The 16,766-nt window shown below is 36.3% G+C and carries 12 protein-coding genes and 1 tRNA gene; 11 read left to right on the forward strand and 2 right to left on the reverse strand.

Annotated features, from left to right (window positions below):
- Positions 1-1,396 precede the first annotated feature (1,396 nt).
- The 7 genes from ACFSAV_RS06650 to ACFSAV_RS06680 are packed head-to-tail and all read left to right on the forward strand — an operon-like array spanning position 1,397 to position 10,534.
- A complete protein-coding gene (locus tag ACFSAV_RS06650) occupies positions 1,397-2,299 on the forward strand; it encodes a glycosyltransferase family protein (protein ID WP_379097672.1) in 903 nt (300 codons plus the stop codon).
- Positions 2,300-2,312: 13 nt separating this feature from the next.
- Positions 2,313-2,600: a hypothetical protein gene (locus tag ACFSAV_RS06655; protein ID WP_379097675.1), complete on the forward strand. Its 288-nt coding sequence runs from the start codon at positions 2,313-2,315 to the stop codon at positions 2,598-2,600.
- Between the two features lie 31 nt (positions 2,601-2,631).
- Complete coding sequence (locus tag ACFSAV_RS06660) at positions 2,632-3,855, forward strand: glycosyltransferase family 4 protein (RefSeq protein ID WP_379097678.1); 1,224 nt, start codon at positions 2,632-2,634, stop codon at positions 3,853-3,855.
- Between the two features lie 56 nt (positions 3,856-3,911).
- The gene (locus tag ACFSAV_RS06665) at positions 3,912-5,105 is read left to right on the forward strand and encodes a glycosyltransferase family 4 protein (protein ID WP_379097681.1); all 1,194 of its coding nucleotides are present in this window, start codon (positions 3,912-3,914) and stop codon (positions 5,103-5,105) included.
- Between the two features lie 23 nt (positions 5,106-5,128).
- Positions 5,129-6,982, forward strand: a complete 1,854-nt coding sequence (locus tag ACFSAV_RS06670; protein ID WP_379097683.1) for an ABC transporter ATP-binding protein — start codon at positions 5,129-5,131, stop codon at positions 6,980-6,982.
- A gap of 45 nt (positions 6,983-7,027) precedes the next feature.
- Positions 7,028-9,349 carry a phosphotransferase gene (locus tag ACFSAV_RS06675; protein WP_379097686.1) on the forward strand — a complete coding sequence of 774 codons (2,322 nt, stop codon included), beginning with the start codon at positions 7,028-7,030 and terminating at the stop codon, positions 9,347-9,349.
- Positions 9,350-9,364: 15 nt separating this feature from the next.
- Positions 9,365-10,534 carry a nucleotide sugar dehydrogenase gene (locus ACFSAV_RS06680; protein ID WP_379097689.1) on the forward strand — a complete coding sequence of 390 codons (1,170 nt, stop codon included), beginning with the start codon at positions 9,365-9,367 and terminating at the stop codon, positions 10,532-10,534.
- Positions 10,535-10,618: 84 nt separating this feature from the next.
- Here the strand turns inward: ACFSAV_RS06680 and ACFSAV_RS06685 are convergent.
- Positions 10,619-10,703 (reverse strand) — tRNA-Leu (locus ACFSAV_RS06685).
- A 339-nt stretch (positions 10,704-11,042) separates the two neighbouring features.
- On the opposite strand from ACFSAV_RS06685, the gene hutX reads away from it, so the two are divergent.
- The 4 genes from hutX to rpsO all read left to right on the forward strand — a co-directional run bounded on the left by hutX (position 11,043) and on the right by rpsO (position 15,486).
- On the forward strand, positions 11,043-11,534 hold the full coding sequence (hutX, locus tag ACFSAV_RS06690) for a heme utilization cystosolic carrier protein HutX (protein WP_101776354.1): 492 nt from the start codon (positions 11,043-11,045) through the stop codon (positions 11,532-11,534).
- A gap of 21 nt (positions 11,535-11,555) precedes the next feature.
- The gene (hutZ, locus tag ACFSAV_RS06695; RefSeq protein ID WP_174674060.1) at positions 11,556-12,074 is read left to right on the forward strand and encodes a heme utilization protein HutZ; all 519 of its coding nucleotides are present in this window, start codon (positions 11,556-11,558) and stop codon (positions 12,072-12,074) included.
- 46 nt (positions 12,075-12,120) lie between these two features.
- Positions 12,121-15,039, forward strand: coding sequence for a TonB-dependent hemoglobin/transferrin/lactoferrin family receptor (locus tag ACFSAV_RS06700; protein ID WP_379097693.1), 2,919 nt, complete (start codon positions 12,121-12,123; stop codon positions 15,037-15,039).
- Between the two features lie 177 nt (positions 15,040-15,216).
- Entirely contained in the window at positions 15,217-15,486 is a 270-nt protein-coding gene (gene rpsO / locus ACFSAV_RS06705; protein ID WP_021035622.1) for a 30S ribosomal protein S15, read from the forward strand.
- 143 nt (positions 15,487-15,629) lie between these two features.
- Here rpsO and apbC read toward each other — a convergent pair whose 3' ends face one another.
- Entirely contained in the window at positions 15,630-16,742 is a 1,113-nt protein-coding gene (gene apbC, locus ACFSAV_RS06710; RefSeq protein ID WP_379097697.1) for an iron-sulfur cluster carrier protein ApbC, read from the reverse strand.
- Between the last annotated feature and the right edge of the window lie 24 nt (positions 16,743-16,766).

Here is a 16,766-nt window from a genome sequence, read left to right on the forward strand (position 1 = left end):
ATTAAAAAAACGGAAGATGATGTAGTATTGGCTTTAGTTCTTACAATAATGGTCCCCTAAAGAGGGACCATTTTTTTATTACATATTTATAAACAAAACCAATCGTTAAAATATGATGAATTATAGAAAATGTTTAACTTGTTCATTTGGAATGAAAGGCAATGAGTTAAATTTTTGACGGTAATTAAGATAGTTAAATGCCGTAGAAAAATATTTAATAGATTTTGTCAGAGAAAGAATCGTAATTTTTGGTTATTTGTGTCATAAAAAATAGTGCCCTAATCTGTGTTATGTCCCAAAAAGTTGGATTTATTCACCAATAGATTAAGATGCAGGTTTTTATGATTAAATATCACATATCGTTCAAACAACCACTTATTGATTTCTAGGTAGAGAAGATAACGTTGATTTATCAGCAACCAAATCTTAATCTGTTATCTATAGACGAGCAGTCGTCTTTTCTTTGATAGTTGCTTTATAGTAACAAGTTGAAGGGGATAAGGATACGAGTTGTAATAATAAGGATAGCTGATGCTTATCTTTCAAGTTGTAGATGATTTGGTTTTTGGCTTAGGTTTTCTCTCGTCCAGCTCTTTGAGCTTTTTTAAAATGTCGTTTCCCGCTTCAGGATAGGTTGTGCGCTTCAAAAATATCTTAATACCAGTTGGTCTTTTTAAGTCTCATCGTATTTTTTCATTTTTCATACATACCCTTTGTTAAGTTAAGGAATCAGTCCGGTAATACTTTGTTTCTGAAATTGTTGCAATCAGAAGACGGGCGATAGAAATGATAGTGTTCAGCTATTTTATGTACTCCTAATTGGTCATTTAACACTCTGTTGACAACATTTAATTTAAATTCGGTTAAATAATATTTACTTATAAAAATCTGCATCTTAATCTATTGGGGAGTAAGTCCAGCTTTTAGGCGTTAGCTCACTTTACTTGCTAAGTGTGGTCTGTTTTTCGCAAATTTCATTTTATAACTGAGGGAAATATTTTGACCTTGTATGCGGGAGATTTTTTATTCAACACGCTTTTAAGAAATAAAAAGGAAGAAATAAGTGTGAATTTCTAAGGGATAGTTCATAAGTTAGTTTGGACATGCTGTCAATAGTGCTTGATTTTTTCTAGTAAAGATAGTTTTCCTCCATTTGATGTTTTTCTTTCTTTTTTAACTTCTTTGTTATTAAAAGTTATATTTATATTTCTTTCTGTTTTATTAATAAAATCAATGTGGTATTGCTTGGTTAAAATTTGTACTTTAATAGGTTTTATTGCTTTTATTTTGTACTTTATTAAGGTAGTATCTGTCAAAAGAAGTGATTTTATTGAAGTTTTTTATATTTTATATGAGTGGTGTTTAGCTATTTTAGGAACTTGAGAGAAAATCAATTATGCAAAATCTATTAGAAAAGTGTGATTGTTTATTCCCATCTCGAATTGCCTTTTATTCTCACGATACTATGGGATTAGGGCATATTCGTCGAAATATGTTGTTAGCTCAATCAGTGCTACAAGCATGTCCAAATACAGAAATTCTATTACTTTCAGGTGTCAGAGAATCTGGTGCGTTTAAGTTACCAAAAGGAGCAGATACTGTCACTATGCCGAGCTATTTTAAAACGGCAGAAGGCAAATATATTCCTAGTTCTTTAGGCACTGATATTGATCGCCTAGTTGAGGTGCGCAGACAAATCATCTATGCAACTTTAGATTCATTTAAACCAGATATCGTGGTTATTGATAATGTACCGCGTGGGGCAATGAATGAGTTAGATAGTGTTTTGCCTGTATTAGCAAGTCGAGGAACTCATATTGTATTAGGGTTACGAGATATTATTGATGAGCCCGATGTGGTTCGTCAACAATGGAAAAAACTAAAGAATTTAGAAATTATTCGTTTGTATTTTAATAGTATCTGGGTATATGGTGATCCTCATTTGTTTGATTTAGCAAAAGAATATGGGCTTGATCAAGATATTCGTGAGAAATTGCAATATGTGGGCTATTTAGATCAGACTCGTCGTATGGAAGTCCAAGGACTGGATACAGTGATTTCATCAAGTGTTGAAGCACCTTATGCGCTTTGTGTTGTTGGCGGCGGGCAAGATGGTTTTCAACTAGCAAAAACTTTTATGCAGGCAGACCTCCCAGAGGGTTGGAATGGCTTGCTCATTACTGGTGCTTTAATGCCAGAAGAACAACGCAAACAAATTCACGATATGATTGAACAACGCCCTGAAATTCATGTTGTTGATTTTGTTGCTGAGCCTCTCAAATTGATGCAGGCATGCTGAATGCATCATCTCAATGGGCGGATACAATACTGTCACTGAAATTTTATCATTTAATGAAAGAGCATTAATTGTACCGCGAATTACACCAAGAAAGGAACAATGGATACGTGCTTCCAGATTAGCTGAAATGGGCATTGTCGATTGTTTACATCCTAACTCTCTTTCGCCTGATGCGCTGTCTTCCTGGATAGCAGAGAAAAAAGAGCAGCTTAATGCTAGAAATGTATTGCGTTTTAATGGGTTGGATAATGTAGTTACACAAATTCAATCGATTGTAAGTAAGTTAGCGACTAATTCTTAATTTATCTACATATTTTTCTGTGGAGTTAATCATGAACACCATGACTTTAAGTGAATTAAAGCCAATGTATATTGGTTATGTGCTAAAACGTTATCCTCGTTTTTCTGAAACTTTTGTTGTAAATGAGATTCTGGCACATGAAAGGGCGGGTACAAAAATTGATATTTTTGCTTTAGGACCAGTAATGGAAACCCATTTTCAAGATGGTATTTCACAAGTTAGAGCACCAGTAACCCGTTTAGTAGATAAACAGCGTAATACTGAAACCTTGTGGGGGATAATGACACAAGGATTTAGTCAGTTGTCTGATTTCGCAATTAAATTAGAGAGTGCAAAAGGCACAATACATGAAATTGCTCAAAGTATACTGTTAGCATTAGAGATTAAGAAAAGAGGTATTCAGCATTTACATGCGCACTTTGGTACTCAGGCGACTACAGTTGCTAGACAAGCTGCGATTTTTGCAGATATTACTTATACCTTTACAGCACATGCTAAAGATATTTATTACCAATATGAGCAGTCCACTGAACTAGGGCAGAAAATGCATGATGCATCAGCAACCGTGACTGTTTCTGACTATAACCTGACTTATTTGCGTGAAAAATATGGTAGTGATGCAGCAAGTGCGGTCCGAATTTATAACGGAATGGATCTCAGTAAATTCCCTTATCAATCTTTTCATTCTCCTAACCGTCAGATTCTCGCAGTGGGTCGTTTGGTGCCAAAGAAAGGCTTTAGTGTTTTATTAGATGCGCTTGCGATATTAAAACAACGTAATATTGATATGCAATGCACTTTAGTTGGAGATGGAACTTTGCGTGAACAGTTACAAGCGCAAATTGATGCCTTAAATATTAGCGATATTGTACAAATGGTTGGCCCAATGCCACAACCAGAAATCATCAAATTTATGAGGTCCGCGAATATGATGATTGCGCCAAGTGTCATTAGTGAAGACGGAGATAGAGATGGTTTACCAACTGTACTTTTAGAATCTATGGCATTAGGAACACCTGTCATTTCTACTCATGTCGCGGGTATCCCTGAATTAGTCCAAGATGGCATTACAGGGTTATGTGTGCAGCCAAATGACCCTACAGCATTAGCTGATGCGATACAGTGCCTATTAGCAGATGTTGAGCTTTGTAAAACACTTTCTTATCAGGCTCGAGCTTTGATTGAGCGTGAGTATGATGAAGATAAAAATGTAGCGCTATTACAAGCGTTGTTTCGTACTGCAATTGATAACTAATTTATTTTTAAATGATTTTTGTAAGTTAAAACAAGTATCAAATAGAAGGAAAAGTTATGCGAGTCGCGTATATTTGTGCTGATCCTGGTATTCCTGTATTTGGCACCAAAGGTGCTTCCGTCCATGTCCAAGAAGTCATCAAAGGAATGCTTCAAAATGGTTTAGATGTCACATTATTTGCACAACGTTTAGGTGGTGAGCCACCTGAAGAATTGAAGCATATTCCTGTTCATGTTTTGCCTGCCTTACCAAATTTTTCTAATAAAGAGCGAGCATTAGCAGCATTAGTGGCAAATGCTGAGGTAGAAAAAATATTGGAAGATACAGAGAAATTTGATCTTATTTATGAGCGCTATTCTCTTTGGAGTCAAGCAGGTATGCATTTTGCTAAAAAGCATGGTTGTATTGGAATCTTAGAAGTCAATGCGCCTTTAATTGAAGAACAGAAAAAACATCGTGAATTACCTTTAGAAAAAGAGGCACAAATTGTTGCAGAAAGTGTTTTTGCTAATGCAGATGCGATGATTGCTGTTTCACCTGGTGTAAAACATTATTTAGAAACTTTTGATAAAGCGAAGGGAAAAGTACATGTTATTGCCAATGGTGTTGATCTTTCTCGCTTTGCACAAGCGGCTACAGAAAATGCTCAACGTTTGAAGCAATTTGTTGAGCAAGGTGAAATGGACATACCAACGATAGGCTTTTTAGGAACGCTGAAGCCTTGGCATGGGGTGTCTATTTTAGTTCAGGCTTGGGCTTTATTGAGAGAACGAGGATATAACACGCGTTTATTAATTGTTGGTGATGGTCCTCAATATCAAGCACTTAGTGATGAGATTGAAAAATTAGGGCTGTTAGAGTATGTACAGTTTACTGGTGCTGTTGCGCCAGAAACTGTACCTATGTGGTTAGCTAAAATGGATATTGCTGTTGCCCCTTATCCTACAATAGATAAGTTCTATTTTTCACCTTTAAAAATTTATGAATATATGGCAGCAGGGTTACCAATCATTGCTACTCGAGTGGGGCATTTAGATTCAGTTATTGAGAATAATTACAATGGCATTCTTGTTGTGCCTGATGAACCTTCAAAAATGGCGAACAGTATCGCAGAACTATTTGTTTCGCCGTCAACAGCACAGCAACTGGGACAGAATGCACGGTTTACTGCTGAACAATATCATAGTTGGTTATCCGTCGTTGAGCGTATTTTAGATATCGCTCGTTCTTGTAAAAACGAGAAAAACTAATGATTTGAATAGGATTCAACTGTATGAGCAAAAAGACAGTCAATAAAAACGCATGGTGGTCAGTAGCTTATCGTTTAAAAGAATATATTTATCCTGAGCGAATGTTAGTCTTTGGTGCTTTATGTGCATTATTGCTTGCGACTGCAATGCGTCTGCTTAAGCCATTGCCTTTAGCATTTGTGGTCGATTATGTGTTGTTAGATGCTGTAGAGGTTTCCGCAGAGTCTGCCAAAGATACCAAAGCGTTAAATGGCTTTATCGCATCATTACTCATTTCTGTAGACACCACACATTTGTTATTCGGTTGTGCAGCTACAGTCGTGTTGATTGCTTTATTTATGGCAGGCTCTAGTTATGTCAGTACAGTTGGGCTTGCTTTAGCTGGCAGTCGGATTTTAAGCCGAGTTCGTAATGACCTGTTTGCACATTTACAACGTTTATCACTGCGTTTTCATTCGCAAGCAAGAACAGGTGATTTAACTATGCGCCTGATTAATGACATAGGCATGCTGCGTGAAGCAGTAATTACTGCGTTGATGCCTATGCTGGCAAATATCCTGATATTAGCAGGGATGTTTGCAATGATGATATATATCAATTGGCAACTTACTTCGATTACATTGCTTGCTATACCGTTAATTTGGTGGAGTACTGTCCGTTCAAGTAAACGTATCCATGAAGTTAGCCGTGCTCAACGGAAAAGAGAAGGTGCATTGGCTTCTAAAGCAGCAGAATTTATTGGTTCAATTCGTACTGTCCAATCTCTTTCATTAGAAAATGAAACTATTCGTAGTTTTGTTGGTGATGATACAGAAAGTCGCAAGCAGAATGTGCAGTCAAAGAAATTATCAGCAGGTCTTGAGCGTCGAGTCGATATTATCGTGGCATTAGTGTCTGCTGCAGTATTGCTCAAAGGTGCTTATTCCGTTTTAGGTGGAGAGATGACGCCTGGTGAGCTGATTATTTTTATGTCTTATTTAAACAATGCGTTTAGACCTGTTAGAGAATATGCTAAGTATACTGGTCGCCTTTCAAAAGCGCTGGCAGCAGGTGAACGCGTTGTGAATTTGTTAGATGAGCAACCAGATATTCAAGATAAACCAGATGCACTGCCATTAGCTGATGTGCGCGGGGAAATTCGTTTTGAGCATGTTGAGTTTGGCTATCATGGAACAGATAAAGATGCACCAGCCGTACTTAGAAATATGGATTTTGTCATTAATGCTGGCGAAAGCGTGGCGATCATCGGTCCGTCTGGCGCAGGTAAATCCACAATCACTAGCTTATTATTAAGATTGTATGAAGCAGATAGTGGCGTTATTCGTATTGATGGAAAAGATATTCGAGATTATCAAATCGCTAGTGTACGTAGTCAAATTGCGATTGTGCCACAAGACAACTTATTGTTTGGATTGTCCATCCGTGAAAACATTGCGTTAGGAGCGATTAATCGTGCAGAGAAAATAAGTGATGAAGAAATCATTGCTGCCGCGAAATTAGCACAAGCACATGATTTTATTCTTAGATTACCAGATGGTTACGATACGGTGTTAAGTGAACGAGGAGGATCTTTATCAGGTGGTCAAAGACAAAGAATTGCTATTGCGCGAGCAGCGATGAATAAAAGTGCGATTTTAATTCTAGATGAACCTACAGTTGGATTGGATCAAGAAAGTGAAACACAAGTGATTCTAGCACTAGATAATCTGATGAAGGGACGAACTACAATTATGATCACGCATAATCTTGCGCTTGCTGCGAGAACTGATCGTATTTTATTCGTAGATAAAGGTGCAGTTGTTGAACAGGGAGAACACTTGCAATTATTAAAGGCAGAAGGAAATTATGCCGCTTGGTGGAAAATGCAACTTGCTTAATTTTTGTATATAAGTATTTGCCTAGAATTAAACAAAGGTATCAATATGCTTACAGATGCGGATAAAAGAATCATTGCAAGAGATACGGATTTACCAGGTTTAATTGCCTTGTTAGATAATGACTTATTATTGGACAGATTGCGAAAGCTGCCTCAGTTTTACGCGATAAGGCGGGTTGATATCCAATATTTGCGTTACAAACCAAATAACAGTTGTGCTGGTACTTTACGAATTGTACTGCAAGATGGCAGTGTGAATTATTACTATGCTAAAGCATTAACGCCAGCACGGTTTGCCGAGTCTTGGGCTAATCCGAAGCGACAAAAACTCATTCGAGAGGCAGATCCTAATGCGCCTTTAGCCTTGTTTGATTTATACGTTATGCTTTTGCATCCCGCCTATGATCGAGGTATACGCTATTTAGGTTGGTTAATCAATAATAAACTACGCCATCAGCTATTCGATTGGTGTCCTATATCTGAGATGGTTCAACAATCTGTAAATATTGATATTTTACGTTACAAACCAGAGCGTAGATTAGTCGCGAAGATTACTCAGAATAAGCAAACATTAGTTGTACGTACAATTAAAGCCTCTGATTTTAGTCGAGTATTAACTGGTGCTGCTTTTGGTATGGCTCAAGGCTATGTAAAACTGCTTGGTAGTAATGGACATTTTTGTTCCGTGATCACAAGTTGGCAAGAGGGCGAGAGTTTATGTCCTGAAACAGGTTTTATTTGCTCTACTGAAGATATCTACCAGCTAGCAACCTTATTAGCGCAAGTACATAGTACGAGTTATAGTCATCCTATTACTTATCAAATTAGTGATGAAATTCAGTCCTTAAAAGGTGTTCAGCAAGCATTTCAACATATTTTGCCAGAGTATGTTTCTTGGTTTACTCAATTAGTTGCGCGTATCTCTAAAGGATTATCCGCACAGTCATCAGAGCTATTCACGCTGATTCATGGTGATTTTTCATTAGATCAAGTTGTGAAAAGCCAAGATAAACAAGACATTGATGAATTATATCTTTTAGATTGGGATCGCTCAGCGCATGGAAATCCACTGTTAGATTTGGCTACTCTACAAGCAAGGTTAGAATTGCAAGTAATTGAAGGGGTTTTACCTGTATGGCAGACAGAGGATTTAATCACTAAGTTTTTAAGTGCTTATCAAGCTAAAACACAATTTAGTCTAGAAGGATTATCTTGGTTTGTGGCTTCAGCCATGTTGCGTTTGGCTATCGAACCTTTCCGTAAACGGAGTTTGGAATGGGAACAGCATACGTTATTGTTATTACAACGTGTTGAAAATATCCTAAGTAAAACAGTTACTCAATCTGTCGTTTCAGCAGAGAAACAACAGGTAGATTTATCTTTTGATTCAATCTTATTTACGCTAACTGATATTACGCAAATGCAAGATTTATTGAAGCAGGTATTGCCTGAACAGTTTCAGGGAGTATTAGAATCTGCGCAGCTTATCCGTTATAAAATTCAACGACGTGCCTTGATTGAATACCAAATTGAGTCTAAAAAAACAAAGCAATGTGTGATAGGAAAGTATCGGAGTAAAGGATTAGATAAGCGTTCTTTTCAAATTCAAAAAGCATTGTGGCAAAATGGATTTGATCAAAGTATGCCTGTGAGTGTCTCACAACCATTAAGTATATTGCCTGCACAAAGAACATGGCTACAAGTTAAAGTGAGTGGACGTTGTATCGGTGATATGCTAATACCTCAAAACCAACGTTTAGCTTTTTTGGGCTGTGCAGTGGCACAAGCACTACGAGCATTACATCAAAGTGCGGTCGAAAAATGGGTAGATTTGCCTGTTTGGACGGCTGAGCAGGAATTACAAATTTTGCGTGATCGCCTAATGCAAGTACAACTTCTGTTACCTGCATTTTCTATTCGTATTGCAAAGCTGCTTTCTGATTGTGAAAAAATAGTGAGCTTACTTTCAAAATTACCTGTTGTTTCTGTACACAGAGATTTTTATCAAGATCAGATATTAGAACGTAGTGGGTATCCGGGATATATGGTGCTACTTGATCTTGATTTAGTTTGTCAGGGACATGCTGCCTTAGATGCGGGAAATTACTTAGCTCATATTCAAGAGTTTGCTATTCGTCAGTATGCAAACCCTCACGCGTTATCTGCACATCAACAAGCATTTATTAATACTTTTTTAACGAATAATTCAACCGCTACAGCACAAGATATTGAGGTTTATACAATATTGTCTTTAGCTCGTCATATTTATCTCAGTACTCAATTTCCAGATCGTCAACATACGACAGAAACTTTAATTTCATTATGTGAGGAAAAATTGAATTCTCATTTAACAAGAGATTGGATTTAACATAGGAGAAAAAGTATGAAAATCACTATTGTAGGAGCAGGTTATGTTGGGCTATCAAATGCGATTTTGCTTGCTCAACAGCATGAAGTGACATTGTTGGATGTATCTTCTGAAAAAGTAAATCTAATTAATAGTAAAATTTCGCCGATTCAAGATGCTGAAATTAGTGATTATTTGATGACAAAAACACTAAATTTGCATGCAACTCTTGATAGTACGGAGGCTTATACTGAAGCTGAATATATCATTATTGCTACACCAACAGATTATGATCCCGTTACTGATTATTTTGATACAAACTCAGTCGAATCTGTGTTAGAAACGGCTATCGCGCAAAACTCACGAGCATATTTAGTAATAAAGTCAACAATCCCTGTCGGATTTACCTTAAGAATGCGTCAATATTTTAACAATGAGCGCATTTTTTTCTCGCCTGAATTTTTACGAGAGAGTAAAGCACTGTATGATAATTTACATCCTTCTCGTATTGTAGTAGGTGATCATAGTGAGGCTGCAAAAACATTTGCACAGCTATTACGTGATTGTAGTCTTGAGCCGAATGCCCCTATTTTGTTGACTAATCCAACAGAAGCAGAGTCAATTAAATTATTTGCAAATACTTATTTGGCATTACGCGTGGCTTTCTTTAATGAATTAGATTCGTTTGCCTTAACATTTGGTCTAGATGCTCAGCAAATCATTGACGGAGTGTCATTGGACCCACGTATTGGCACGCATTATAACAATCCTTCTTTTGGTTATGGTGGATATTGTTTACCTAAAGATACGAAACAATTACTTGCCAACTTCCAAAATATCCCACAGAACTTGATTAGTGCTGTTGTTCAGTCGAATGTCACGCGTAAAGATTTTATTGCTAATGATATTTTGAGTAAGAAACCAACGGTAGTAGGCGTGTATCGTTTAACGATGAAAGCGGGTTCGGATAACTTTAGAAGCTCGAGTATTAAGGGTATTATGCGTAGATTGAGCGAAGCGGGTGTTAAGCTTGTTGTTTATGAACCAAAATATAAAGAAGACAAGTTTTTTGATGCAGAGTTAGTGAGAGATTTAACGGAATTTAAGCAATGTGCAGATATTATCTTAGCAAATAGAATAACAACAAATCTAGAAGACGTACTCCCGAAAGTGTACACCCGTGATTTAAAGGGGAGTGATCTTTAGGACGCTTTGTATTGTTTTGCGTGTAATAAATATAGAAAAAGCCGACATTATTGTCGGCTTTTGTTTTCTCATACTGTTTATTAGTGGTGCCTAGGGTCGGACTCGAACCGACACACCCGAAGGCGGTTGATTTTGAATCAACTGCGTCTACCAATTTCGCCACCCAGGCAGCAATAATAAGCAGTAGTAAAACGTGGGAAGTATTATACCCATTCAATGGCAGGTTACAAGTAAAAAATCTGGCTTTAAGATTAATTGTATTTATTTTCATCATTTCTATTTTTTATTCTCATGTTACAGACTTTCTAAACTAAAGTCTTATAAAAAATAAGGTTTTATTTATTGCGATTTTTATACTAACTATTCGATATTTATCACATTTCTTGCAAAAAAATGTAATTTTTTTTGAAAAAAAAGTTAATCACAAATATAATTAATAACTATTATCAATACTATTTTTTTTAATTTATTTGTATCATAGATATTTTGATTGAGGATGAAAAAGGCGATGACGTTAAAACAACAAATTGCGGATTATATCGCGCAGAATCCGATGGCAATTACATTGGACATGGCTGCCCATTTTAATCAGCCAGAAGGCGAGATCTTATGTGCATTACCTGAAGCATTTGTACGTATTTTTTCGGGAGCAAGAACAGACGAAATTTTGACTGAAGTGAGTCAATGGGGAACTTTTACGACTATCATTGAAAAAGAAGGTTCTATTTTTGAAATCAAAGATCGTTTTCCAACAGGCATGATTGGGCGAGGTTATTACAATTTAAATATGAAGGGAAATGAAGGCGCATTACATGGACATTTGAAGCTAGATAATATTGCGAAAATTGCTTTTGTCAGTTTGCCTTTCCGTGGCAAAGAAAGTTATAACATCGCATTTATTGCTGATAATGGACAAACCATTTTTAAAATTTATTTAGGGCGTGATGAAGAGCGTCAATTGTTTCCAGAACAAGTGGAAAAATTTAAACAATTTATTTAAGCAGTAAACTAAGGAAAGATAATGACAACAAATCGTCAAGAAGTATTACAAAACCGTTTAGGACCAGAGATTCAAGAATTAAAAGCACAATGTAAAACGATCATGTTAGCAACAGTAGGAGAAGATGGTTATCCTAATGTGAGTTATGCACCTTTCGCGATTACTAATGGTGAGTATCAAGTTTTCATTTCAACAATTGCACGCCATGCGCGTAATTTACAAGAAGTGCCAAAAGTATCATTAATGTTAATTGAAGATGAAAGTAAAAGTCGTCAGATTTTTGCGCGCCGCCGCCTTTCCTTTGACGCCACGGTACGGATTATTGAACGTGAAACAGACGAGTGGAAAGACAGTATTGCAGCATTAAAAGCAAGACAAGGAAATTTAATTGATGAATTATCAAAAATGAGAGATTTTCATTTATTTAGTTTTAAACCAACGCAAGGTTTATTTGTAAAGGGCTTTGGTCAGGCATTTCAAGTGAGTAATGATGATTTAGTCAGCTTTGTTCATTTAGATGAAGGTCATTTAGAAGATTAATAATATACAACTTTAAGGTGTAGCAGTTTTATTTTAGGAAAAGATTATGGCAATTGTAGCGAATAGAAAAGTAAAGCTTTCATTGATTACTTTAGCTTTATTTAATTATTGCGGTTTTGTTTTGGCAGATACAGAGGAGGTGGCTGAATTAGATACAATTACCGTCACTTCTCAACAAGATGCAATCGAAATCAAAGAGAAAAAAATCGGCGAGACAGTAAAAACATCTTCAATTTTAAAACGTCAACAAGTTCAAGATAGTCGTGATTTGGTGCGTTATGAAACAGGTATCAGTGTTGTAGAAGCAGGACGCTTTGGTTCAAGTGGCTATGCGATTCGTGGTGTTGATGAAAACCGTGTTGCGATTACTGTAGATGGGCTTCATCAAGCAGAGACGCTTTCATCACAAGGTTTTAAAGAACTTTTTGAAGGCTACGGTAATTTTAATAACACAAGAAATAGTGTTGAAATTGAAACTTTGAAAGTCGCTAAAATTGCTAAAGGAGCAGATTCAGTTAAAGTCGGTAGCGGTTCATTAGGGGGAGCGGTACTGTTTGAAACCAAAGATGCAAGGGATTTTTTAACTGAAAAAGATTGGCATCTTGGCTATAAAACGGGCTATAGTACTGCCGATAATCAGAGTTTAAATTCTATTACTGCTGCGGGACGCTATAAATATTTTGATGTGTTATTTATGCATACTAAACGCCATGGTCATGAGCTAGAAAACTTTGATTATAAATATGCTGCGGATATTCAAGGCAAGGAAAGAGAGAAAACAGATCCTTATACGATTACTAAAGAAAGTACGTTAGTTAAGTTTTCTTTTTCTCCAAATGAGAACCACCGTTTTACGATTGCTTCTGATCTATATCAAACCCATACACGTGGACATGACCGTTCTTATACGCTGCAACCGCAGTCTAATTATTTGACTTATGATGAAAAAGAATCTCGTCATGCAAATGATAGAGTCAAACGTAGTAATATCTCGTTCACTTATGAGAATTATACAGTTACGCCACTTTGGGACACCTTGAAGTTAAGTTATTCGCAACAAAAAATTACAACAAGAGCCAGAACAGAAGATTATTGTGATGGGAATGAGAAATGTGATACTTATAAAAATCCTTTAGGATTGCAACTTAAAGATGGGAAAATTGTCGATCGTGAAGGAAATCCGATTAAATTAGAATTAAGAGATGGTAAACATCAAATCATTGATAAGAATGGTAATCCTTTTGTTGCAGATAAAGGAACCAATAATGCCGCGTTTAACGGCAAACAGCTAGGAACGTCAGGTTTTTGGTTAGATTGTTCTGTTTTTGATTGTACTAAGCCCCTTACTGCCTATAAATATCGTTATTCATCTGATAATCCAGAAAAATCTGAAATTATTTTAAATAAATTTATGGAAGTAGATGGCAAGAAATTTGCGACTTATGAAGATAGTAACCATGGGCGTTATCATGTCATTTTACCTAATTCCCAAGGTTATCGTCCATTTGATTATAAAGAACGTGATTTAAATACTAATACAAAACAAGTGAATTTGGACTTAACAAAAGCATTTTCTGTATTTGATATAGAAAATAATGTTTCTTACGGTGGTGTTTACTCTAAAACCCGTAAGGAAATGGTCAATAAATCAGGTTATGATGGCAGTAATCCAACTTGGTGGGCAGAAAGAACATTAGGACAAGATTTTTTAGGTAATCCTAAAAATTGTAAAACTAGCTCGTCTTTTAATGGTTTGCTTTGTCCACGCCATGAACCTAAAACTTCTTTCTTGATCCCAGTAGAAGCTACAACGAAATCGTTGTATTTTGCTGATACGGTGAAGTTGCATAATATGTTGAGTGTGGATTTGGGATATCGTTATGATGATATTAAATATCAACCAGAGTATATTCCAGGTGTAACGCCTAAGATCGCGGATGATATGGTAAAAGAATTATTTATCCCGCTTCCTCCAACAGACAAAAAAGATTGGCGTGGTAATCCTATTTACACACCAGAACAAATTCGTAAAAATGCAGAAGACAACATTGCTTATATTGCCCAAGAGAAAAAATTTAAAAAACACTCTTATTCTTTAGGTGCGACTTTTGATCCGCTTGATTTCTTAAGATTGCAAGTGAAATACTCAAAAGGCTTTAGAGCGCCAACATCGGATGAATTGTATTTTACCTTTAAACATCCTGATTTCACGATTTTACCAAATCCAACGATGAAGCCAGAAGAAGCTAAAAACCAAGAAATTGCATTGACTTTCCATCATGAGTGGGGTTTTGTGAGTACGAGTGTATTCCAAACCAAATATCGCAATTTTATTGATTTAGCTTATTTAGGTTCAAGAAATCTATCAAATTCTGTTGGTGGTAAAGCACAAGCGAGAGATTTCCAAGTGTATCAAAATATAAATGTTGATCGTGCTAAAGTGAAAGGTATTGAGATTAACTCTCGTCTGAATATTGGTTATTTCTTTGAGAAGTTAGAGGGCTTTAATTTAAGCTATAAATTTACTTATCAAAGAGGGCGTTTAGCTGATGATAGACCAATGAATGCGATCCAACCAAAGACCTCAATTATTGGTGTTGGTTATGATCATAAAGCGCATAAATTTGGAGCAGATTTGTATGTGACTCATGTAAGCGCGAAGAAAGCAAAAGATACTTATAATATGTTCTATAAAGAACAAGGTTATACCGATAGTGCCGTGAGATGGCGTAGTGATGATTATACATTAGTTGATTTTGTGACTTATGTGAAACCAGTTAAAAATGTCACTTTACAGTTTGGTGTTTATAACTTGACTGATCGTAAATATTTAACTTGGGAATCTGCTCGTTCAATTAAGCCATTTGGAACAAGTAACTTGATTAATCAAAAAACAGGCGCAGGTATCAATCGTTTTTATTCACCTGGTAGAAATTATAAGCTAAGTGCAGAAATTACTTTTTAATTAAACGAGAGAAAGCCTGTTTATACAGGCTTTCTTTTTGATTCAAAGTGCGGTGGGTTTTTATAAAGATTTTATTGCTTTTATCCTAATCAATGCTAAAATTCACACTTCTTTGTCGTAGCTGGATTAGAGATCGGCTAACGATGTATTTTTAACTTAACTTTTAGGAGTTATCGAATGTCTCTAAGTACAGAAAAAAAAGCAGCAATCGTTGCTGAGTTTGGTCGTGATGCAAAAGATACGGGTTCTTCAGAAGTGCAAATCGCATTATTGACTGCACAAATCAACCACTTACAAGCTCACTTTGCTGAACATAAAAAAGATCACCACGGTCGTCGTGGTTTATTGCGTATGGTTTCTCGTCGTCGTAAACTTTTAGATTACTTAAAACGTACTAATCTTGAGCTTTACACTTCAACTATCGCTCGTTTAGGTTTACGTCGCTAATTTTTATTACGATATATTCCAAAAGAAAGCCCTCAATATTGAGGGCTTTTTTAGTAATCGCATATTATTGAAAAAATTTATACAAAAGTGACCGCTCTTTTAACTGATTAGGTTTAAGTGCGGTCGATTTTAGTAAAATTTTATTATTTCACTTCTTTGAACATGATCTCACTTGGGATCACCGAACCTTGCCAGTAAAGTTCGGTTGCTACTTTCTCTGCAAGTTGTATGAATGATTGCGCAATTTCACTGTCTGGCGCAGCAGCTACTGTTGGTGTACCTTTGTCGAGATCTTCACGTAAACGAATATGTAATGGTTGTTGACCCAAGACTTTCACATTGTATTTTTGTGCAATTTTTTCAGCACCACCTGTACCAAAAATCGCTTCGTGGTGACCACAATGGCTACAAATGTGCATAGACATATTTTCAACAATACCTAGCACCGGCACTGAAACACGTTCAAACATTGCTACGCCTTTAATTGCATCAAGTAAAGCGATATCTTGTGGGGTAGTGACAACAATAGCACCAGTAACAGGGATTTGCTGTGAAAGTGTCAGTTGAATATCACCTGTACCTGGCGGCATATCGATAACTAAATAGTCTAAATCTGGCCATAAGGTCTCTTGGAGTAGCTGACTTAATGCGCTACTTGCCATTGGACCGCGCCAAATTGTTGCACTATCAGCATCCATAAGAAAACCAATAGAGTTGGCAAATAATTGATGTGCTTGAATTGGTGTAATGTGTTTATTGTCTGGTGAAGTTGGGCGTTGATCTGCGACACCAAGCATATGTGGGATAGATGGACCGTAAATATCGGCATCTAAAATACCGACTCTGGCACCTTGCTGTTGTAAAGCAAGCGCAAGATTGACTGAAACAGTGGATTTACCCACACCACCTTTACCTGAGGTAACTGCAATAATATTCTTGACTCCCTTGACTGCGGGGTGGTTATTGGCACGTTTTAATGTCGCAATTTGATAATTTAATTGCCATTTAATAGCTCTGCTTTCACTGTATGCTAATAAATTAGCAGAAAGCGTTTCTTTTAATTGTTCAAATGCCGTATTCCAAGCAAATGGCATTGTGATTTCAATGCGTAAAATCTCCCCATCTTTTTCAATTTTTTTTACCGCATTTAAAGCGATTAAATCTTTTTGTAAACTTGGATGTTGGAATTGTTCAAATTGCTTTTGAATGGCTTGTTTTTGGTTGTCTGTTAAGTTATCAGAAAATAAAATTCCCATTGATTTTATCCTGTTATATTTGAA

The organism is Pasteurella oralis (genome assembly GCF_042681465.1).
Classification (GTDB): Bacteria; Pseudomonadota; Gammaproteobacteria; order Enterobacterales; family Pasteurellaceae; genus Pasteurella; species Pasteurella oralis.

Excerpts from the sequence above, each read along its gene's own strand:
- ACFSAV_RS06650 (WP_379097672.1), top strand. The coding sequence starts at position 1,397 with ATGCAAAATCTATTAGAAAAGTGTGATTGTTTATTCCCATCTCGAATT.
- ACFSAV_RS06655 (WP_379097675.1), top strand. The coding sequence starts at position 2,313 with ATGGGCGGATACAATACTGTCACTGAAATTTTATCATTTAATGAAAGA.
- ACFSAV_RS06660 (WP_379097678.1), top strand. The coding sequence starts at position 2,632 with ATGAACACCATGACTTTAAGTGAATTAAAGCCAATGTATATTGGTTAT.
- ACFSAV_RS06665 (WP_379097681.1), top strand. The coding sequence starts at position 3,912 with ATGCGAGTCGCGTATATTTGTGCTGATCCTGGTATTCCTGTATTTGGC.
- ACFSAV_RS06670 (WP_379097683.1), top strand. The coding sequence starts at position 5,129 with ATGAGCAAAAAGACAGTCAATAAAAACGCATGGTGGTCAGTAGCTTAT.
- ACFSAV_RS06675 (WP_379097686.1), top strand. The coding sequence starts at position 7,028 with ATGCTTACAGATGCGGATAAAAGAATCATTGCAAGAGATACGGATTTA.
- ACFSAV_RS06680 (WP_379097689.1), top strand. The coding sequence starts at position 9,365 with ATGAAAATCACTATTGTAGGAGCAGGTTATGTTGGGCTATCAAATGCG.
- hutX (WP_101776354.1), top strand. The coding sequence starts at position 11,043 with ATGACGTTAAAACAACAAATTGCGGATTATATCGCGCAGAATCCGATG.
- hutZ (WP_174674060.1), top strand. The coding sequence starts at position 11,556 with ATGACAACAAATCGTCAAGAAGTATTACAAAACCGTTTAGGACCAGAG.
- ACFSAV_RS06700 (WP_379097693.1), top strand. The coding sequence starts at position 12,121 with ATGGCAATTGTAGCGAATAGAAAAGTAAAGCTTTCATTGATTACTTTA.
- rpsO (WP_021035622.1), top strand. The coding sequence starts at position 15,217 with ATGTCTCTAAGTACAGAAAAAAAAGCAGCAATCGTTGCTGAGTTTGGT.
- apbC (WP_379097697.1), bottom strand. The coding sequence starts at position 16,742 with ATGGGAATTTTATTTTCTGATAACTTAACAGACAACCAAAAACAAGCC.